The 19,767-nt window shown below is 67.7% G+C and carries 19 protein-coding genes; 12 read left to right on the top strand and 7 right to left on the bottom strand.

From position 1 onward, the window contains the following. Positions 1–5: 5 nt before the first annotated feature. The 6 genes from sucD (at position 6) to lpdA (ending at position 8,065) form a co-directional block, all read left to right on the top strand. Positions 6–911, top strand: coding sequence for a succinate--CoA ligase subunit alpha (sucD, locus tag BGO82_RS01260; RefSeq protein WP_291303728.1), 906 nt, complete (start codon positions 6–8; stop codon positions 909–911). A 169-nt stretch (positions 912–1,080) separates the two neighbouring features. Further along, positions 1,081–4,074, top strand: a complete 2,994-nt coding sequence (locus BGO82_RS01265) for a 2-oxoglutarate dehydrogenase E1 component (RefSeq protein WP_291303729.1) — start codon at positions 1,081–1,083, stop codon at positions 4,072–4,074. Between the two features lie 13 nt (positions 4,075–4,087). Beyond that, positions 4,088–5,437 (top strand): 2-oxoglutarate dehydrogenase complex dihydrolipoyllysine-residue succinyltransferase, encoded by a 1,350-nt coding sequence (gene odhB, locus BGO82_RS01270; RefSeq protein WP_291303730.1) that lies wholly within the window; start codon positions 4,088–4,090, stop codon positions 5,435–5,437. Between the two features lie 15 nt (positions 5,438–5,452). Next, positions 5,453–6,214 carry an SDR family oxidoreductase gene (locus tag BGO82_RS01275; RefSeq protein WP_291303731.1) on the top strand — a complete coding sequence of 254 codons (762 nt, stop codon included), beginning with the start codon at positions 5,453–5,455 and terminating at the stop codon, positions 6,212–6,214. Beyond that, the gene (locus BGO82_RS01280; RefSeq protein ID WP_291303732.1) at positions 6,211–6,603 is read left to right on the top strand and encodes an MAPEG family protein; all 393 of its coding nucleotides are present in this window, start codon (positions 6,211–6,213) and stop codon (positions 6,601–6,603) included. The genes BGO82_RS01275 and BGO82_RS01280 overlap by 4 nt, the downstream gene beginning before the upstream one ends. 49 nt (positions 6,604–6,652) lie before the next feature. Next, a complete protein-coding gene (gene lpdA / locus BGO82_RS01285; RefSeq protein WP_291303733.1) occupies positions 6,653–8,065 on the top strand; it encodes a dihydrolipoyl dehydrogenase in 1,413 nt (470 codons plus the stop codon). Positions 8,066–8,266: 201 nt separating this feature from the next. On the opposite strand, the gene BGO82_RS01290 is transcribed toward lpdA, so the two are convergent. The 4 genes from BGO82_RS01290 to BGO82_RS01305 all read right to left on the bottom strand — a co-directional run bounded on the left by BGO82_RS01290 (position 8,267) and on the right by BGO82_RS01305 (position 10,927). Beyond that, entirely contained in the window at positions 8,267–8,554 is a 288-nt protein-coding gene (locus BGO82_RS01290; protein WP_291303734.1) for a BrnA antitoxin family protein, read from the bottom strand. Beyond that, the gene (locus BGO82_RS01295) at positions 8,505–8,798 is read right to left on the bottom strand and encodes a BrnT family toxin (protein WP_291303735.1); all 294 of its coding nucleotides are present in this window, start codon (positions 8,796–8,798) and stop codon (positions 8,505–8,507) included. The genes BGO82_RS01290 and BGO82_RS01295 overlap by 50 nt, the downstream gene beginning before the upstream one ends. A gap of 51 nt (positions 8,799–8,849) precedes the next feature. After that, positions 8,850–9,821, bottom strand: coding sequence for a DMT family transporter (locus BGO82_RS01300; RefSeq protein WP_291303736.1), 972 nt, complete (start codon positions 9,819–9,821; stop codon positions 8,850–8,852). A gap of 176 nt (positions 9,822–9,997) precedes the next feature. Further along, the gene (locus BGO82_RS01305; protein WP_291303737.1) at positions 9,998–10,927 is read right to left on the bottom strand and encodes a tyrosine recombinase XerC; all 930 of its coding nucleotides are present in this window, start codon (positions 10,925–10,927) and stop codon (positions 9,998–10,000) included. Between the two features lie 84 nt (positions 10,928–11,011). On the opposite strand from BGO82_RS01305, the gene BGO82_RS01310 reads away from it, so the two are divergent. The 3 genes from BGO82_RS01310 to BGO82_RS01320 all read left to right on the top strand — a co-directional run bounded on the left by BGO82_RS01310 (position 11,012) and on the right by BGO82_RS01320 (position 13,216). Further along, positions 11,012–12,070, top strand: coding sequence for an omptin family outer membrane protease (locus BGO82_RS01310; protein WP_291303738.1), 1,059 nt, complete (start codon positions 11,012–11,014; stop codon positions 12,068–12,070). 71 nt (positions 12,071–12,141) lie between these two features. Further along, positions 12,142–12,468, top strand: coding sequence for a hypothetical protein (locus tag BGO82_RS01315; RefSeq protein ID WP_291303739.1), 327 nt, complete (start codon positions 12,142–12,144; stop codon positions 12,466–12,468). Positions 12,469–12,532: 64 nt separating this feature from the next. Continuing rightward, complete coding sequence (locus BGO82_RS01320) at positions 12,533–13,216, top strand: L,D-transpeptidase (RefSeq protein ID WP_291303740.1); 684 nt, start codon at positions 12,533–12,535, stop codon at positions 13,214–13,216. Between the two features lie 32 nt (positions 13,217–13,248). Here the strand turns inward: BGO82_RS01320 and BGO82_RS01325 are convergent, their stop codons facing one another. Continuing rightward, complete coding sequence (locus BGO82_RS01325; RefSeq protein ID WP_291303741.1) at positions 13,249–14,445, bottom strand: FAD-dependent oxidoreductase; 1,197 nt, start codon at positions 14,443–14,445, stop codon at positions 13,249–13,251. Between the two features lie 66 nt (positions 14,446–14,511). Between BGO82_RS01325 and BGO82_RS01330 the strand changes: the two genes are divergently transcribed. Further along, a complete protein-coding gene (locus tag BGO82_RS01330; protein WP_291303742.1) occupies positions 14,512–16,683 on the top strand; it encodes a primosomal protein N' in 2,172 nt (723 codons plus the stop codon). A 62-nt stretch (positions 16,684–16,745) separates the two neighbouring features. Here BGO82_RS01330 and BGO82_RS01335 read toward each other — a convergent pair whose 3' ends face one another. Both BGO82_RS01335 and BGO82_RS01340 read right to left on the bottom strand, forming a co-directional pair. Beyond that, positions 16,746–17,087 carry a helix-turn-helix transcriptional regulator gene (locus tag BGO82_RS01335; RefSeq protein WP_291303743.1) on the bottom strand — a complete coding sequence of 114 codons (342 nt, stop codon included), beginning with the start codon at positions 17,085–17,087 and terminating at the stop codon, positions 16,746–16,748. 48 nt (positions 17,088–17,135) lie between these two features. After that, positions 17,136–17,387: a plasmid stabilization protein gene (locus BGO82_RS01340; protein ID WP_291303744.1), complete on the bottom strand. Its 252-nt coding sequence runs from the start codon at positions 17,385–17,387 to the stop codon at positions 17,136–17,138. 253 nt (positions 17,388–17,640) lie between these two features. On the opposite strand from BGO82_RS01340, the gene BGO82_RS01345 reads away from it, so the two are divergent. Together BGO82_RS01345 and atpA are read left to right on the top strand one after the other, a co-directional pair. Continuing rightward, on the top strand, positions 17,641–18,201 hold the full coding sequence (locus tag BGO82_RS01345; protein ID WP_291303745.1) for a F0F1 ATP synthase subunit delta: 561 nt from the start codon (positions 17,641–17,643) through the stop codon (positions 18,199–18,201). Beyond that, complete coding sequence (gene atpA / locus BGO82_RS01350) at positions 18,201–19,736, top strand: F0F1 ATP synthase subunit alpha (RefSeq protein ID WP_291303746.1); 1,536 nt, start codon at positions 18,201–18,203, stop codon at positions 19,734–19,736. Before BGO82_RS01345 ends, atpA begins: the two co-directional genes overlap by 1 nt. Positions 19,737–19,767: the final 31 nt, after the last annotated feature.

Below are 19,767 nucleotides of genomic sequence, written 5' to 3' on the forward strand. Positions count from 1 at the left end.
TTTTCATGTCGATCCTCGTCAACACGGACACGCGGGTTTTGGTGCAGGGGCTGACCGGCAAGACCGGGACGTTCCACACCGAGCAGGCGCTCGCCTATTACGGCACCAAGATGGTGGGCGGCACCAACCCCAAGAAGGCGGGGCAGACCTGGCAGTCGGGCGTCGACGGCACGGAATTGCCGATCTTCGCCACGGTGGCCGAAGGCAAGGCGGCGACCGGCGCCAATGCCAGCGTCATCTATGTGCCGCCGGCGGGCGCCGCCGAGGCGATGCTGGAGGCGATCGAGGCCGAAATCCCGCTGATCGTGTGCATCACCGAGGGCGTGCCGGTGCTCGACATGGTCCGCGTCAAGGCGCGGCTCGAAAAGTCGAAATCGCGGCTGATCGGGCCGAACTGCCCGGGCGTGCTGACACCCGAAGAGTGCAAGATCGGCATCATGCCGGGCTCGATCTTTTCCAGGGGCTCGGTCGGCATCGTGTCGCGCTCGGGCACGCTGACCTATGAGGCGGTGTTCCAGACCACCAATGCCGGGCTCGGCCAGACCACTGCCGTGGGGATCGGCGGCGATCCGGTGAAGGGCACGGAGTTCATTGATATTCTTGAGCTTTTCCTCGCCGATCCGGCGACGAAATCGATCATCATGATCGGCGAGATCGGCGGCTCGGCGGAAGAGGACGCGGCGCAGTTCCTGATCGACGAGGCCAAACGCGGCCGGGAAAAGCCGATGGCCGGGTTCATCGCCGGGCTGACGGCGCCCAAGGGGCGCACCATGGGCCATGCTGGCGCCGTAATTTCGGGGGGAAAAGGCGGCGCCGAGGACAAGATCGCCGCCATGGAGGCGGCGGGCATAAAGGTGTCGCGTTCGCCCGCCAGGATCGGCGTGACCCTCGCCGAGGTGCTCAAGGGCTGACCGCGCAACAAAGTGAAGAATAACCGGGGTTTCCGACCATCGTCGGAATGCCCAATTCTTAGCAAGATGCTAATCTGAAACCGTCATAGTCCGCCACCACGCGGAACGGCGCCCCTCTCCGGGGCCGCCGGCAACAGGGAACACGGGGAAAAGCCCCGCGCCTAAAGACATGAGCCGACAGGACCAGAACGAACAGTTCCTCCTCTCCTCCTTCCTCTACGGCGGCAACGCCGCCTATATCGAAGACCTCTACCGCCGCTACAAGACCGACCCGAAGAGCATCGACCCCACCTGGGCCGGCTATTTCGGCCGGCTCGAGGACACCGGCGACGACGTCAGGAAGAATGCCGAGGGGCCGTCCTGGGCCCGCGCCGACTGGCCCCAGACCGCCAATGGCGAGCTGGTCTCGGCGCTCGACGGCAATTGGGAAGACATCCTGGTCAAGACCGGCGCGGTGCTGGGCAGGAAGGCCGCCGCCGAGGGCACGCCGGCGCCGACCCCCGTCGACGTGCTGCAATCGACGCGCGATTCCATCCGCGCCATCATGATGATCCGCGCCTATCGCTCGCGCGGACACCTGCATGCCGACCTCGACCCGCTGAAGCTCAAGCCGGAAGAGCCGGCGCCCGAGCTCGATCCGCGCAGCTACGGCTTCACCGAGGCCGACTACACGCGCAAGATCTACATCGACAACGTGCTCGGGCTCGAATTCGCTACCATCCCCGAGATGCTCGAGGTGTTGCAGCGCACCTATTGCTCGACCATCGGCATCGAGTACATGCACATCAACGATCCCGAGGCCAAGCAGTGGATCCAGGAGCGGATGGAGGGGCCCGACAAGGAGATCCGCTTCACCCCCGAGGGCAAGAAGGCCATCCTCAACAAGCTGGTCGAGGCCGAGGGGTTCGAGAAGTTCCTCGACGTCAAGTACACCGGCACCAAGCGCTTCGGCCTCGACGGCTCGGAATCGCTGATCCCGGCGCTCGAGCAGATCATCAAGCGCGGCGGTGCGCTGGGCGTGAAGGACATCGTTCTGGGCATGGCGCATCGCGGCCGGCTCAACGTGCTGACGCAGGTGATGCACAAGCCGCACCGCGCGTTGTTCCATGAATTCAAGGGCGGCGCCTATTATTCCGAGGACGTCGAAGGCTCGGGCGACGTGAAGTACCATCTGGGCGCCTCGTCGGACCGCGAGTTCGACGGCAAGCAGGTGCATCTGTCGCTGACCGCCAACCCGTCGCATCTCGAGATCGTCGATCCGGTGGTGCTGGGCAAGGCCCGCGCCAAGCAGGACCAGCGTTCGGCGGTCGACGGGCATTTCGTGTTCGATACGCGCCAGACCGACCGCTCGGTGGTGATGCCGCTGTTGATCCATGGCGACGCGGCGTTCGCCGGCCAGGGCATCATCTACGAGTGCCTGGGGCTTTCCGGCCTCAAGGGCCACCGCACCGGCGGCTCGGTGCATTTCGTCATCAACAACCAGATCGGCTTCACCACCTCGCCGATCAATTCGCGCTCGTCGCCATATCCCACCGACGTCGCCAAGATGATCGAGGCGCCGGTGTTCCACGTCAACGGCGACGATCCGGAGGCGGTGGTCTATGTCAGCAAGGTCGCGACCGAGTTCCGGCAGCGCTTCGGCCGGCCGGTGGTCATCGACATGTTCTGCTATCGCCGCTTCGGGCACAATGAAGGCGACGAGCCGAGCTTCACGCAGCCGCTGATGTATTCGCGCATCCGCAGCCACGAGACCATCCTGGAACTCTATTCCAAGCGGCTGGTCGGCGAGGGGCTGGTCACCACCGACGAGGTGGAGACGATGAAGTCGGGCTGGCGCGCGCATCTCGAAAGCGAGTTCGAGTCGGGCCAGGATTTCCGTCCCAACAAGACCGACTGGCTCGACGGCCAGTGGAAGGACATGAAGCGTGCCGACGCCGACGGGCCGCGGCGCGGCGACACGGGCGTCGCCATCGACGAGCTGGTGCGCATCGGCACCGCCATCACCCGCGCGCCGGAGGGCTTCAACGTCCACAAGACGGTGAAGCGCTTCCTCGACAACCGCCTCGCCTCGATCGAGAGCGGCGAGGGCATCGACTGGGCCACCGGCGAGGCGCTGGCGTTCGGCAGCCTGCTCACCGAAGGGCACCCGGTGCGCCTCAGCGGCCAGGATTCCGAGCGCGGCACCTTCACGCAGCGCCATTCGGTGCTGAACGACCAGGAGACGGGCGAGACCTATACGCCGCTCAACAACATCGCGCCCGACCAGCAGCGCTACGAGGTCATCAACTCGATGCTGTCGGAAGAGGCGGTGCTCGGCTTCGAGTACGGCTATTCGCTGGCCGAGCCGGCGACGCTGACGCTGTGGGAAGCGCAGTTCGGCGATTTCGCCAACGGCGCCCAGGTGGTGGTCGACCAGTTCATCAGCTCGGGCGAACGCAAATGGTTCCGCATGTCGGGCCTGGTGATGCTGCTGCCGCACGGCTACGAGGGGCAGGGGCCAGAGCACAGCTCGGCGCGGCTCGAGCGCTACCTGCAGCTTTGCGCCGAGGACAACATGCAGGTGTGCAACTGCACCACACCGGCCAACTACTTCCACGCGCTGCGCCGGCAGGTGAAGCGCGACTTCCGCAAGCCTTTGATCCTGATGACGCCCAAGTCGCTGCTGCGCCACAAGCGCGCCACCTCGACGCTGAGCGAAATGGGACCGGAGAGCTGCTTCCACCGGCTGCTGTGGGACGACGCCGAGACCCCCGGCCCGAAGAAGACCACCATCCAGCTCGCGCCGGACGAGCAGATCCGCCGCGTCGTGCTGTGCTCGGGCAAGGTCTACTACGACCTGCTCGAGGATCGCGAGAAGCGGGGCATCACCGACGTGTACCTGCTCCGGCTCGAGCAGCTCTATCCGTTCCCCGCCAAGGCGCTGCTCGACGAACTCGGGCGGTTCAAGAACGCCGAAGTGGTGTGGTGCCAGGAAGAGCCCAAGAACATGGGAAGCTGGACGTTCGTGCAGCCCTATATCGACTGGGTGCTGGAGCAGATGGGCCGCACCAACGACCGGCCGCGCTATGTCGGGCGGCCGGCCTCGGCCTCCACCGCCACGGGATTGATGCGCACGCACCTTGCGCAACTGCAGCAATTCCTCGAAGAAGCCTTCGCGAAGTAAAGAAAGAGACGAGATGGCAACCGACATCCGGGTTCCGGCGCTGGGCGAAAGCGTCACCGAGGCCACGATCGGGCAGTGGTTCAAGAAGGTGGGCGAGGCCGTCGCCGCCGATGAGCCGGTGGTCGAGCTCGAGACCGACAAGGTGACGATCGAGGTGCCGGCGCCCGCCGCCGGCGTGCTCGAGGCGATCTCGGCGCAGCCGGGCGACACCGTCAATGTCGGCTCGCTGATCGGCGCCATCGGCGACGGCGCGGCCGCCGCTCCCAAGCCGGCGGAGGCCCCGAAGGCGGCGCCGGCGGCTCCGGCCCCCGCTGCCGCTCCGGCCGCTGCCCCGGCGGCGGCGCCCGCCAGCGTCGCGCCGCCGGCCCCGGCTGCGGCCAAGCTGCTGAGCGAGAACGGCCTTGCGGCCGGCGACGTCAACGGCTCCGGCCGGCGCGGCCAGGTGCTGAAGGAAGACGTGCTCGCCGCGCTCGGCAACAAGCCGGCGGCGGCGCCGCAGCCCAGCGCCGTCAGCGGTTCGGCGGCGATCGCGCCGCGTCCCGCCCCGGTCGCCGAAGCGCCGAAGCTGGCGCAGCCGGCGCCCGCTGCCGCTCCGGCCGCTGCCCCGGTATCGCCGCCGGCTCCCGCCGCCGTGGCGCGTGGCCCGGTCGCCGCGGTCGACGAGGCGCGCGAGGAGCGGGTGAAGATGACCCGCCTGCGCCTCACCATCGCGCGCCGGCTCAAGGACGCGCAGAACACCGCCGCCATGCTCACCACCTTCAACGAGGTGGACATGAAGCCGGTGATGGATCTGCGGGCCCAGTACAAGGATCTGTTCGAAAAGAAGCACGGCGTGAAGCTCGGCTTCATGGGCTTTTTCACGCTGGCCGTGGTGCACGCGCTCAAGGAGATCCCCAACGTCAACGCCGAGATCGACGGCGATGAGGTGGTCTACAAGAACTACGCCCATATCGGCGTCGCCGTGGGCACCGACCGGGGCCTCGTGGTGCCGGTGGTGCGCGATGCCGACAAGATGAGCATCGCGCAGGTGGAAAAGGAGATCGCCCGGCTGGGCAAGCTCGCCCGCGACGGCGCGCTCAGCATGGCCGACATGCAGGGCGGCACCTTCACCATCTCCAATGGCGGCGTCTACGGCTCGCTGATGTCGACGCCCATCCTCAACGCGCCGCAATCGGGCATCCTGGGCATGCACAAGATCCAGGACCGGCCGGTGGTGGTCGGCGGTCAGGTCGTCATCCGGCCGATGATGTACCTGGCGCTGAGCTACGATCACCGCATCGTTGACGGCAAGGAGGCGGTGACCTTCCTGGTGCGCGTCAAGGAAAGCCTCGAGGCGCCCGAGCGCCTGGTGCTCGATCTGTAAAGCGGGAGGGACGCCGTGGCCAAGAACGGCGTTCTCGTCGTCACCGGCGGCAGCCGCGGCATCGGTGCGGCAACGTCCGTGCTGGCGGCGGAGCGCGGCTATGCCGTGGTGGTCAATTACGCCAGCAATGTCGATGCCGCCGAGGCGGTGGTCGCGGCCATCCACGGCAAGGGTGGCGAGGCGGTGGCGGTGCGCGGCGACGTCAGCCTGCCCGAGGATGTCGAGCACATCTTCCGCGCTGCCGACCGGCTGGGCCGGCTCGGCGGCCTCGTCAACAATGCCGGGCTGATCCTGCCGGCGGCGCGGGTCGACGAGATGGACGCGGCGCGCCTCGCGCGCACGCTGGCGGTCAACGTCACCGGCTCGTTCCTGTGCGCGCGCGAGGCGATCCGGCGGATGTCGACGCGCCATGGCGGCCAGGGCGGCGGCATCGTCAACCTGTCCTCCGCCGCCTCGAAGCTGGGCGGCGCCGGCATCTATGTCGATTATGCCGCGAGCAAGGGCGCCATCGACAGCTTCACCGTCGGGCTGGCGCTCGAAGTCGCGGCCGAGAGCATCCGCGTCAACGCCGTGCGGCCGGGGGTGATCGACACCGAGATCCACGCCTCGACCGGCGATCCGGACCGGGTGGCGCGGATGGCGCCACATTTGCCGATGCCGCGCGCCGGCACTGCCGACGAGGTGGCCAGGGCCATCCTCTGGCTGCTGTCGGACGAAAGCTCGTATTCCACCGGCACCACGGTGACGGTGAGCGGCGGGCGCGCCATCCTGCCATGAGCGCCGAACTGCAGCTCATGATGTGGAGCCTCGTGGTCTACGGGCTTTATCTCGGGGCACAGTCGCTGATCTATCGCTGGCGCTACGGCGTGATGTTCGCGGCGACGGCGCGCGACGCACCGCCGAAGCCGGAGGGCGAGCTGCTGGGCCGTGCCGAACGGGCGCTGCGCAATTTCCAGGAGACCTGGCTCGCCTTCGTCGTCATGGCGCTGGTGGCGCATCTGGCCGATCCGGGCGATGCGGTGGTGTTCTGGGGCGCGGTGGTCTACCTCGCGATGCGGGTCGTCTATCTGCCGCTCTATCTCCTGGGGGTGTTCGGGCTGCGCAGCGTGGTCTGGTTCGTCGGGCTGCTGGGACTCGGCGCCATGTTCCTGGGCATCCTGTTCTAGCCAGCCGGCGGCGCAGCGACTACATAAGGGCAACAAGCAGAGGCATGTCATGGCGGACCAATTCGACCTTACGGTGATCGGCTCGGGGCCGGGCGGCTATGTGTGCGCCATCCGCGCCGCGCAGCTCGGCATGAAGGTCGCCGTGGTGGAGAAATGGCCGACCTTCGGCGGCACCTGCCTCAACATCGGCTGCATCCCGTCCAAGGCGCTGCTCTATGCCACCGAGCTGTTCGAGGAGGCGGGGCACAATTTCAGCCATCTGGGCATCGACATCCCGGCGCCCGAGGTCAACCTGGCGCAGATGATGGCGCACAAGGACGAGACGGTGGCCGCCAACGTCAACGGCGTCTCCTTCCTGTTCAAGAAGAACAAGATCACCGCCTTCCAGGGCACCGGGTCATTGGCCGGCCCGGGCCGCGTGCTGGTGACGCCCGACAAGGGCGGCGCGCCGCAGACCATCGAGACCAGGACCGTGGTGATCGCCACCGGCTCGGTGCCGGCGACGCTGCCGGGCATCGAGATCGACGAGGAACGCATCGTCACCTCCACCGGCGCCCTGTCGCTGGGCGCGGTGCCCGAGCGGCTGCTGGTGATCGGCGCCGGCGTCATCGGGCTCGAGCTCGGCTCGGTGTGGGCGCGGCTCGGGGCCAAGGTCACGGTGGTGGAATTCCTCGACCGCATCCTGCCCGGCATGGACAGCGAGGTGGCGCGGCAGTTCCAGCGCATCCTCACCAAGCAGGGCGTCGAGTTCCGCCTCGCGACCAAGGTGCGCGCCATCGACAAGCAGGACGACGGCTCGCTGACGGTACGGCTGGAGCCGGCGGCGGGCGGCGACATGGCGCTGGTCGATGCCGACGTGGCGCTGGTCGCCATCGGCCGCAAGCCCTACACCGACGGGCTCGGCCTCAAGGAGGCGGGGGTCGCGCTGGACAATCGCGGCCGCATCGAGGTCAGCCCGCATTACGGCACCAGCGTCGAGAACGTCTATGCCATCGGCGACGTCATCGCCGGCCCGATGCTGGCGCACAAGGCCGAGGACGAAGGCATCGCGGTGGCCGAGATCATCGCCGGCCAGGCCGGCCACGTGAACTACGCGGCGATGCCGGCGGTGGTCTACACCAACCCCGAGATCGCCTCGGTGGGCAAGACCGAGGACGAGCTCAAGGCCGCCGGCGTCGACTACAAGGTCGGCAAGTTCCCGTTCACCGCCAATGGCCGCGCCAAGGCGATGCTGGCGACGCAGGGGTTCGTGAAGATCATCGCCGACGTCGCCACCGACCGGGTGCTGGGCGCCCACATCATCGGCAAGAACGCTTCCGAGATGATCGAGGCGCTGACCGTGCTGCTGGAGTTCGGCGGCTCGGCCGAGGACCTCGCCCGCACCACCGCCCCGCACCCCACCCTCAGCGAAGCCATCCGCGAAGCCGCCCTGATGTGCGGCGACGGCGCGATTCATATTTGAGTCTGGCTCTGTCCGAACGAGCGCGAGAGCGCGGGGTCTTTCCTTGCGCTCTGTCCGACCGGCCGTAAGCACGTCCGTTCGGCCAACCGCTGGGCCCGACTGAACCATTCTAGAATGCGGCTCTATCGCCCCCCTCCCCCTTGCGGGGAGGGGCCGGGGGTGGGAGTCACCAGACGCGCGTCTACCTACGGACAAAACCGCTCAGGACGCCCGCTTCTGCTGCGCCTTCACATAGGCCTTGAGCACGTTCTGCATGCGCGTCAGATGACCTTTGCCGCCGGCCTTGAAATAGGCGAACACCTCGGGCTCGAGCTTGAGATGCACCGAGCGCTTCTCCCAATCCTCGGGATACATCACCACGGCATTTTCCCAGAAGCCGTCGGGCAACTCCTCGGGGTCTTCCGGCGCATCGGGTCGGGTCGGCCAGAGTTCGCCGGCCTCATGCATCCGGTTGATGTCGTCGAGCGAGGCTCGCTTGATATTGCTCATGGCGCTTTCGCCCTCCCAGCCAAGCCGAGATCAATCGGACTTTTCCCTGTCTGGCGGTGTGGACGACCACATAGCAGACGCCATCGACCAGCCCAGTCGAAATCAGTCGCTCTTCTCCATAGTCGGTTCGTCGATCGGGCCGGGTCAGGACGTCGCCGTTGAAAATCCTCGCGGCGTAAAGAAGGTCGACGCCCCGCTCGCGGAAAACAGTCCGTCGTTTTGTTTCGTCCCATTCGAACTCCAATGCCTGTCCCCCTCAAGCATCGGCATAAATGTACACTATTCGTGTACATTTTCAAGGGTCGATCTTGACGGCCTTCGGCTTTCCCTTGCGGCCGAACAGCCAGACGCCGAGCAGCACCATGGCGGTGCCGGCGGCGTGCCACACGGTGAAGGCTTCGCCGAGCACGCCGATCGACAGGCCGACCGTCACCAGCGGCGAGACGTTGCCGATGATGGCGGTGCGCTCGGGGCCGATGAGGCCGATGCCGGCGGAGATGCAATAGGCGGGCGCCACCGTGGCGACGAGGCCGATGGCCAGCATCAGCCACAGGCCCTGGCCGTTGATGGCCATGGCGCCGAGCGGATGGGTGGCGAGGAAGTGCACCAGCACCGCCGGTCCGGCGCCGCTCATGGCGATCGAGGTGAAGAGCTGGGCGCCGAGCTTGTCGATCAGCGGCTTGGCCAGCACCTGGTAGCCGGCATAGGCCAGCGCCGAGCCGAAGACCAGCAGCGAGCCGAGCACCACATTGTCGCCCTCGACCGAAAAGTCGCGGGCGAAGATGATGACGATGCCGGCATAGCTCACCAGCAGCGAGGCCAGCATCAGCGGGGTGATGCGGCGGCCGAAGAGCAGCACGCCGAAGGCGACGACAAAGAACGGATAGGTCAGAAGGATCAGCCGGTCGAGCTGCGCCGTGATGTAGGTGAGGCCGGAAAAGTCCAGCAGGCTCGCGACATAGTAGCCGAGGATACCGACGCCGAGCGCCTGGAACAGCGTTTTGGTGTCGAGCACGGGCGCCGCTCCGCTGGGCGCCTCGCGCAGCCGCCGCCGGTAGCCGAGCACGCCGACGGTCACGAACACCGGCACGGCGACGACCTGCCGCCAGGCGAGCGTGGTCAGCGTGTCGATGCCGTCGGCCAGCGCCAGCTTGATGATGATGCCCTTGGTGGCAAACAGCGCCGCGCCGAGCAGCGCGAGGAAAATCCCCAGCGCTTGCGCGCTGACGGCGGGGGCGGGCTTGGCAGTGCTGGTGTCGGAGGTCATCGGGGTCTCTGGTTTGGCCCCGCCTCAGTTCACCGGTTGCCCGCGCCTGAAGGCGGGGCCGGCTGCGTGAAGGTCAAACGACGCGCGCACCGGTCCCCAGGGAACCGATAATGAGTTTGCCGATCATGCGGATGCGCGCGGTCATGTGGCGTGGATACGCCTCGCGCCGGGGGCGGTCAAGAACGCGGATGCGCGGCGCGGTAGGCGTCGAGCAGGCGCTCGGTGTCGACGGCGGTGTAGATCTGGGTGGTGGAGAGCGAGGCGTGGCCGAGCAGCTCCTGGATGGCGCGCAGGTCGCCGCCGCGGCCGAGCAGATGCGTCGCGAAGGAATGGCGCAGCGCGTGCGGCGTGGCGCCCGGCGGCAGGCCCAGGGCGCTGCGCAAAGCCTGCATGCGCAACTGGATCAGCCGCGGCGACAGCACCCCGCCCTTGACCCCGCGGAACAGCGGCTGGCTGGGGGTCAGCGGGAACGGGCAGAGCTTCAGATACGCCTCCACCGCCTGCCGCACCGGCTCGATCAGCGGCACCAGCCGGGTCTTGCCGCCCTTGCCGGTGACGCGCAGCGCCGGTCCCTCGAGGTCGGCGCGGCTCAGGGCAAGCGCCTCCGCGATGCGCAGGCCCGCGCCGTAGCAAAGCGACAGCACCGCCACGTCGCGCGCCGCCACCCAGGGGCGCTCCTCCATCTCGTCGGTGGTGACGATGGCGGCCTTGGCCTCGAGCACGGTCAGCGCCTTGGGCAGCGCCTTCTTCGCCTTGGGCGTGCGCACGGTGTTGAGCGCCTCGGTCGACAGCACGCCGGCGCGTTCGAGGTAGCGGAAGAAGCTCTTGATCGCCGACAGTGCGCGGGCGAGCGAGCGGGCCTCGACGCCGTCCTGCCGGCGCACCGCCATGAAGGCGCGCACGTCGGCGGCACGCAGCTCGCGCAGCGTCGCCAGCGACACCGCGCCGCCGGTATGGCCGGCGAGGAAGGTCACGAACTGGCCGAGGTCGCGCTGGTAGGCCTCGAGCGTATTGGCCGACAGCCGCCGCACCGCCCCCAGATCGCGCAGCCAGCCGGCGAGGTGGCCGTTGACGATGTCGTCCGCAAGAAAGCCGGTTGAAGTCATGCCGCAAGCCTATCCGTAGTTCCCCTTAGCCTTTGTTAACCATAACGCGCCATCCTCGGCAGTATTCGAGCCGGGGTTGTTTTGATGTTTAGCCGTTTTTCCAGTCTCGCCGCCATCGTGCCGCTGCTTGTTCTCGCCAATGCGCCGACGCCGGCGGCCGCCGCCGATTACTCCGGCTGCTCGCCGTGCGGCGGCGACTACCAGGTCGACTACGGCGCCCCCAGCGGCGGCGACTACTTCAACAGCGATACCGACTTCAGTAAAGCCGACCCCGACGCGAATTTCGTTCTACGCGGCAGCATGGGCGTCGCTTCGATCACCGGTGTCGAGCATGTGTATGCAGGCACCGCAGGCACCGACAACCTCAGCCTCCTGGTGTGGGAGGGCGTTTCGCCTGTCGGTTCGCTCGATGCCAAGGTGCGTTTCCTCGACGGCTGGACGTTGCGCGGACATCTCGAAGCGGCGATTCCGGGCCAGGCAAAGATGACCGACTACGACTGGGTTCCGCCCTACAACCCCGGCTACGGCATGGACGATTGGAGCCATCGGTCGATCAGCCCCACGCATCTCGACTGGTATTTCAGCGGCGACGTCGCGCTCGGGCGCGACTTGCCGATCAACGAGGCGCTGACCGTCAACGTAAATGCCGGCTTCAAATACACAGACACGCAGTGGACGGCGGTCGGTGGCACCTACATCTACAGCGATGGCGGCTATCGCAACGATATCGGCACCATTCCGGACGTGCCGGCGGTGCGCTACCGGCAGAAACTGCCGGTCCTGTTCGCCGGTGTCGACGCCAATGTGAAAGACGGGCCGTGGAGCCTCGAGGCAGGCGGGCGCGCTGGACTCATCCTTTTGGGACAGGCGCGCGATGATCACTACCTGCGCGTCCCGCCGCGCTACACGATCGATCAGATGACCTGGGGGCAGATGCTCTCGGCAGATGCCAAGCTTGGCTATGATTTCAGCAACCATCTGGGCGTGTTCGTCGAGGGATCGTACGAAAAGACCTTCGCCGGACATGTGCAGAAGGAATATCGTCAGATCTCCGACAACTCGCTGATCCTGCCCATCTACAATATCGGCGGCGGCGAGCTCGACGTCGCGAGCCTCAAGGTCGGCCTCAAGGGCAATTTCTGACGGCGCGGCATCTTCGCGCATACCGGGGTGACCCGGTTTCCCCGGGCGGCGGCTTCGGCTATCGACAGTGCATGCGCCGCCTGTTCGCTGTCGTCCTGGTGTTTCTCGCCGTCTGCGGCTTTGCCGGAGCGAGCCTCGCCATGGGCATCTGCTCGGGCCTCGACAGCGCCGACGGCCGCGTGCTGATCAGCGCGCCCTCCGATACGCCGGCGCAGCCCTCGCCGTGCGAACAGCTCGGCGGCAAGCGCACCATGCCGCAGTCGCCGCTGGGCGGCCTCGCGGTGCGCTTCGAAATCCCGCGCGCCACGCTGGCGCAGTGGCAATTGGGGCTGGCCGACGATCCCGTCCGGCACGGCCGGCGCCTGGCCGTCGAGCTGCCCCCGCCCCGTCTCGTCTGAGCGCCTGACCTTTCCGTCATCCGTGCAATTGCGGTCACGTCCGACCGCCGATGAGATATTTCCGATGCCAAACCGTATTTTCGATCGCCGCCGGCTGCTGGCCGGCTCCGCCAGCCTTGCCGCGCTCGCGCTGGCCGGCTGCGCCACCACCCAATCGCCGGGCGTCGCGCTCGCCGCCGCCCGGGCGCCCGGCAAGGCGGCCGTGCCCGCCGACATCCTCGCCATGTACGGGCCATTGCCCGACGAGAAGTTCCCGATCCCCGCGGCCCGCATCGGCCTGGTCGATCCCAGATATTGGCGGCAGGCGGTCGACGATCCGACCGGCGAAGCGCCCGGCACGGTGGTCGTCAGCACCGCCGAGCGGCTGCTCTATCTGGTGGGGGAGAACGGCCGCGCCATGCGCTACGGCGTCGGCATCGGCCGCGACGGCTTCGCCTGGTCGGGCCGGGCGCGCATCGCCTACAAGCGCGAATGGCCGATCTGGACGCCGCCGGCCGAAATGATCGCGCGGCAGCCCGAGCTCGAGCCCTATCGCCACGGCATGCCGCCGGGCCTCGACAACCCGCTCGGACCGCGGGCGCTCTATATCTTCGAGGGCAGTCGCGACACGCTCTACCGCCTGCACGGCAATCCCGACGAACGCTCGATCGGGCAGGCGGTGTCGAGCGGCTGCGTGCGGCTGCTCGACCAGGACGTGATCGACCTCTACAACCGCGTTCCAGCCGGCTCGCCGATCCTGGTGGCGTGAGCACGGGGCGGGGCGCCGCCGCGCGCCCCGCCTCAGCGCCCCAGATGTTCGGGCCGCACGCCGATGCCGACCAGGTAAGCGGGGATGGCGCGCAGCGGCGGGATCGACGACAGCAGCTTCAGCGGCCATGGCGCGCGGATCGGCTTGTCGGCGCTGAGCAGCGGGTCGATCAGCCGCTTCTGGATGGCGATCTGGGCGGCCTGCGTCACCCGTGTGGGAAACTCGCGGCGCTTCTGGATGGCGGCGAGCACCGTCTCGTCGACGCTGCCCTGCTTGAGCGGCGCGGCGAGCCGGTTGGCGGCCGCCACCGCGTCCTGCACCGCCAGGTTCACGCCGACGCCGCCGATGGGCGACATCGCATGCGCCGCATCGCCGAGCGCGAGGAAGCCGGGGCGGTGCCAGCGGGTCAGGCGGTCGACCTTGACGGTCAACAGCTTCACCTGGTCCCAGCCGGCGATCTCGCCGAGCCGGTCGCCGAGGAACGGGGTGACGCGGCCGACATCGGCGCGGAAGCGCTCGATCGGGCCGCCGCGCAGCGCCGCGTCGCCGCCCTTGTGGATCAGGTAGGCGATCTGCCAATAGCTGCCGCGATTGATGAGCACCAGCAGCCGGCCGGCTTCGGCGTGCCCGAACGTATCGCCGGGGTCGCTGGCCCGGCGCGAGACGCGGAACCACAGCACGTCCATCGGCGCGGCGAAATCCTGCACCTCGAGCCCCGCCGCCGCGCGCAGCACCGAGTGGCGCCCGTCGGCGGCGATGGTCAGCGCGGCGCGGATGTCGCCGCCGGTGCTGGTGATGCCGGCGATGCGGCCCTGCGCCTCGATCAGCCCGGTGGCCTCGGTGTCGAGCAGCAGCCGGAAATTGGGCAGCGCCCGCGCCTGGTCGGCGATGAAGTCGAGAAAATCCCATTGCGGCATCAGCGCGATGTATTTGCAGTGCGTCGGCAGGTGCCGGAAATCGGCGAGCGGCAGGCGGTCGGGGCCGATCTCGGCGGAGAGCTGGTGCACCTCGTCATGCGGCAGCTTGAGGAAGGCCTCGAGCAGGCCGAGCTCGTACATCACCTCCAGCGTCGAGGGATGGATGGTGTCGCCGCGGAAATCGCGAAAGAAATCGGCGTGCTTTTCGAGCACGATCACATCGATGCCGGCGCGGGCGAGCAGGAACCCTGCCATCATTCCCGCCGGTCCGCCCCCGGCAATGCAGCAGGTCGTGGTCAACGCGTCAGCCATATCCGACCGTAGCCGCGAATAAATGACTTGCAAGGGGCCGCTTCGGCGTGAACAAAGCGGGCACAAATGGACGCGCGGCTTTCCGACATCGTGGCGGTGATGGTGAGCGTTTCCGTGGACGGCCCCTATTCCTACCGGGTGCCCTACGGGATGGCGGTGACGCGCGGCTCGATCGTGGCGGTGCCGCTGGTGGGGCGGGCGACGCTCGGCGTGGTCTGGGGCGAGCCGAAAGACAATTACGCCCACAACCGCCTCAAGGACATCGAGCACATCTACGACGTGCCGCCGCTCAGCGAGGAATTGCTGCGCACCGTCGACTGGGTGTCGCGCTACACGCTGGCGCCGCCGGGGCTGGTGCTGCGCTCGGTGCTGCGCTCGAGCGAGGCGTTGCTGCCCGAGCGGCAGGTGGTCGCTTTCCGCCGCACCGGGCTGGTGCCGGACCGGCTGACGCCGGCGCGCGCACGGGTGCTGGAGACGGTGGCCGACGGGCTGGCCTGGGCCAAGACGGCGATCGTCGGCGCCAGCGGCGTGTCGCCGGCGGTGGTCGAGGGGCTGGAGAAGGCCGGGGCGCTGCAGCGGCTGGAGGTGCCGGCGCCGCCCATCGCGCTGCCGCCCGATCCCGACGCGGCGCCGCCGGCGCTGAGCCGCGAGCAGCAGGTGGCGCTGACGCAGATCCGCGGTCTCGACGTGCAGAAATTCGGCGTGGCGCTGCTCGACGGCGTCACCGGCGGCGGCAAGACCGAAGTGTTCTTCGAGGCGGTGGCGGACACGCTGCGCGCCGGGCGGCAGGCGCTGGTGCTGCTGCCCGAGATCGCGCTCACCCACACCTTCCTCGAGCGCTTCACCCGCCGCTTCGGCACGCGCCCGGCCGAGTGGCATTCGGACATGACGCCGGCGCAGCGCGCGCGGACCTGGCGCGGTATCAATGCCGGCACGGTGCGCGCCGTGGTCGGGGCGCGCTCGGCGCTGTTCCTGCCGTTCCACGAGCTCGGGCTGATCGTGCTCGATGAGGAGCATGACGGCGCCTACAAGCAGTCCGACGGGGTCAACTACCACGCCCGCGACATGGCGGTGGTGCGGGCCCGCTTCGCCGAGGCGCGGGTGATCCTGAGCTCGGCGACGCCCTCGGTCGAATCGCGCAACAACGCCAATCTCGGCCGCTACCGGCACGTGCTGCTCACCTCGCGCTTCGCCGAGGCGGGGCTGCCCGACATCACCGCGCTCGACATGCGCGAGGAGCCGCCGGAGAAGGGGCAGTGGATCGCGCCGCGGCTGGCGCGCGAGGTGTTCGCCACGCTCGACCGCGGCGAGCAGGCGCTGCTGTTCCTCAACCGCCGCGGCTATGCGCCGCTCACGCTCTGCCGCGCCTGCGGGCATCAATATCAATGCCCCGATTGCGACGCCTGGCTGGTCGAGCACCGCTTCCGCGGCGTCCTGATGTGCCACCATTGCGGCCATGAGCAGAAGCGGCCGCGAGTGTGTTCGGCCTGCGGCGTCGAAGATTCGCTGATCCCGATCGGGCCGGGGATCGAGCGCATCGCCGAGGAGGCGGCGGCGCGCTTTCCCGACGCCCGCACCGTCATCCTTTCCTCCGACATGGGCTCGAACGCGCAATTGCGCGACCGCTTCGCCGAGATCGAGCGCGGCGAATACGACCTCGTCATCGGCACGCAGCTGGTCGCCAAGGGCCATCATTTCGAGAAGCTGACGCTGGTCGGGGTGCTCGACGCCGACCTCGGCCTCGCGCATGGCGATCCGCGGGCGGCGGAAAAGACCTTCCAGATCCTGACGCAGGTCACCGGCCGGGCCGGGCGCGCCAGCCGTATCGGCAAGGCGTTCCTGCAGACCTGGCATCCGACGCATCCGGTGATGCAGGCGATGGTCAGCCAGGACCGCGAAGCCTTCTATGCGCACGAGCTCGAGGCGCGTGCCCAGGGCGGGCTGCCGCCGTTCGGGCGGCTCGCGGCGCTGATCGTTTCGGGCAACGAGCACGAGGAGGCGATGGGCTTTGCCCGGGCGCTGCTGTCGGCGGCGCCGATGGCCGAGGGGCTCAGGCTGTTCGGCCCGGCCGACGCGCCGGTCGCCATGGTACGCGGCCGCCACCGCGTGCGCCTGCTGGTGCAGAGCCCGCGCGATTTCGATCTGTCCGGCTATGTCCGCTTCTGGCTCACCGCGGGCCCCCGCGCCCGCGGCAGCCTGCGCATCCAGGTCGATATCGACCCGATGAGCTTTTACTGACCCGCAGCGGTTGGCCGGGCGGGCGCTCCGGCGACCGATCGGACAGAGCGCGAAGAAAAACCCTAAACCAGCCAGCGGTCCGGAACGTCGAGGACCCTGGCCAGCTTGCGGGCGATGTCGGGCGTCAGCTTGCGCTTGCGGTTTTCGAGATCGGACAAGAAGCCCTGCGAAATCTCCGCCGCCGCCGCCACCTCCTGCTGTCCCAGCTCGCGCCACAGCCGAATCGCCTTGAGCAGGCTCACCCGCTGCTTCAGGATGGCTTCGGAGACGGGCTGCGGCAGGGGCTCCCTACCCTCCGGATCTGCCATGCGGGCATCGAACATCGCGACGTCCGCGGCATCTTCCTCAGCTTCGGCAGCAATGTCGATGAGGGTGTCATAGTCGGCGCGGGACAGCAGCACCATTTCCTCCCCGCTGGGAGTTGTCACGAATTGTGGTTTCATGGTCGAACCTCAATGTCTCAGGTAAGTCGTCGTCTCACGCTTGCCGATATAGATGGCAAGGATGGTGACCTCATCCTCGGCAAACAGGATGCGATACCGACCGCTTCGCAGGCGATGGGCGTTTCGCCCGCCAAGATGTTTCACGTCGCCTCGTCCGAACATCGCATAGGCATCAAGCGTGGCGTCGATCTGCGCCTGTATGTCGGCGGACAACGCCTCGAAGTCCCGGTACGCCGCCCTGGAGAAGATGATTGTCTTCATCGCCTTGATATCGCAAAATATCGCAAAATACAACAAATATCGCAACGCGCAAAAATGCGGCGCGGCATAGCGAGTTTACCTGCGACAATCGCGGCCGAAAATCGCCTGTTCCCGGCGCTTGCGCCGGCCCGATGCCACATGGTAGAGGGGGCGCGGTTTCGGGGGCTGGTGGGCCGCCTCCGGGCCTTCACGAGCGTCAGAATTGCCCGTTTCGCGCGGGTTTGGACGCCACCAGCAAAAGGGTGGAGCGGCATTGGCAGAGCAGAATTCGGTGCTGACCCAGATCGCGCGGCCTTATGCGGCGGCGCTGTTCGATCTCGCCAAGGCCGACAATTCGGTGGCCGACATCGAGCAGGGGCTCGACAGGCTCCTCGCCCTCGCCAATGAAAGCCCCGATTTCGCGCGCTTCCTGCGCTCCCCGGTGATCAACACCGAGGAAAAGATACAGGCCATGCGCGTCGTGCTGGCCAAGGCCAAGCCGCACACCACGGTGGGCAATTTCATCCAGGTCGTCGCCCGCAGCGGGCGGCTGTTCGCCCTGCCGGCGATCGTCGCCGCCTTCAAGGACCTGGCCGCCGGACATCGCGGCGAAGTCACCGCCGACGTCACCTCGGCGGCCAGGCTCAACGCCGCCCAGCTCAAATCGCTCGCCGATACGCTCAAGCAGAAGATCGGCAAGACCGTCACCCTCACCGAACATGTCGATCCCTCGCTGATTGGCGGCCTCGTGGTCAAGGTCGGCTCGCAGATGATCGACAGCTCCCTCAAAACCAAACTGACGGCGATGAAGATCGCCATGAAAGAGGTCGGATAATGGACATCAAAGCCGCGGAAATCTCTGCGATCCTCAAGGACCAGATCAAGAATTTCGGCCAGGAAGCCGAAGTCTCCGAAGTCGGCCAGGTGCTCAGCGTCGGCGACGGCATCGCCCGCGTCTACGGCCTCGACAATGTGCAGGCCGGCGAGCTCGTCGAGTTCCCGGGCGGCATCAAGGGCATGGCGCTCAACCTCGAGACCGACAATGTCGGCGTCGTGATCTTCGGCGCCGACCGCGGCATCAAGGAAGGCGACACCGTCAAGCGCACCGGCTCGATCGTCGACACGCCGGTGGGCAAGGGCCTGCTCGGCCGCGTCGTCGACGCACTGGGCAACCCGATCGACGGCAAGGGCCCGATCCAGTTCACCGAGCGCCGCCGCGTCGACGTCAAGGCGCCGGGCATCCTGCCGCGCAAATCGGTGCACGAGCCGATGTCGACCGGCCTCAAGGCCATCGACGCGCTGATCCCGATCGGCCGCGGCCAGCGCGAGCTGATCATCGGCGACCGCCAGACCGGCAAGACCGCGGTGATCCTCGACACCTTCCTCAACCAGAAGCCGGCGCATGTCGCCAATGCGTCGGAGCAGGAAAAGCTCTACTGCATCTACGTCGCCGTCGGCCAGAAGCGCTCGACCGTGGCGCAGTTCGTGAAAATCCTCGAGGACAATGGCGCGCTCGACTATTCGATCGTCGTCGCCGCCACCGCCTCCGATCCGGCGCCGATGCAGTTCCTCGCGCCGATGACCGGCGCCGCCATCGGCGAGTTCTTCCGCGACAACGGCATGCACGCCGTGATCGCCTATGACGACCTCACCAAGCAGGCCGTCGCCTACCGCCAGATGTCGCTGCTCTTGCGTCGTCCGCCGGGCCGCGAGGCGTATCCGGGCGACGTGTTCTACCTGCATTCGCGCCTGCTCGAGCGCGCCGCCAAGCTCAACGAGGAGCATGGGCTGGGCTCGCTCACCGCGCTGCCGGTGATCGAGACGCAGGCCAACGACGTGTCGGCCTATATTCCGACCAACGTGATTTCGATCACCGACGGCCAGATCTTCCTCGAGACCAATCTGTTCTTCCAGGGCATCCGCCCGGCGGTGAACGTCGGCATCTCGGTCAGCCGCGTGGGCGGCAACGCCCAGATCAAGGCGATGAAGCAGGTGGCCGGCTCGCTCAAGGGCGAGCTCAGCCAGTACCGCGAAATGGCGGCCTTCGCCCAGTTCGGCTCCGACCTCGACGCCGCGACGCAGCGCCTGCTCAACCGTGGCGCCCGCCTCACCGAGCTTTTGAAGCAGCCGCAGTTCTCGCCGCTGAAGCCGGAAGAGGAAGTGGCGGTGATCTTCGCCGGCGGGCAGGGCTATCTCGACGACCTGCCGGTCAACCAGGTCAGCGCCTTCGAGAAGGGCCTGCTCGGGGCGCTGCGCTCCAAGCACCAGGACATCCTCACCAAGATCGCGACCGAGAAGTCGCTCAGCGACGACCTCCGGGCGCAGCTCAAGGCGGCCATCGAAGGCTTCAAGAAGACCTTCACCGTCTGAGCTGACTCGAACCCAAAGAGACCCGTAACGA

Origin of the sequence: Devosia sp. 67-54, assembly GCF_001899075.1 — a bacterium.
GTDB lineage: Bacteria > Pseudomonadota > Alphaproteobacteria > Rhizobiales > Devosiaceae > Devosia_A.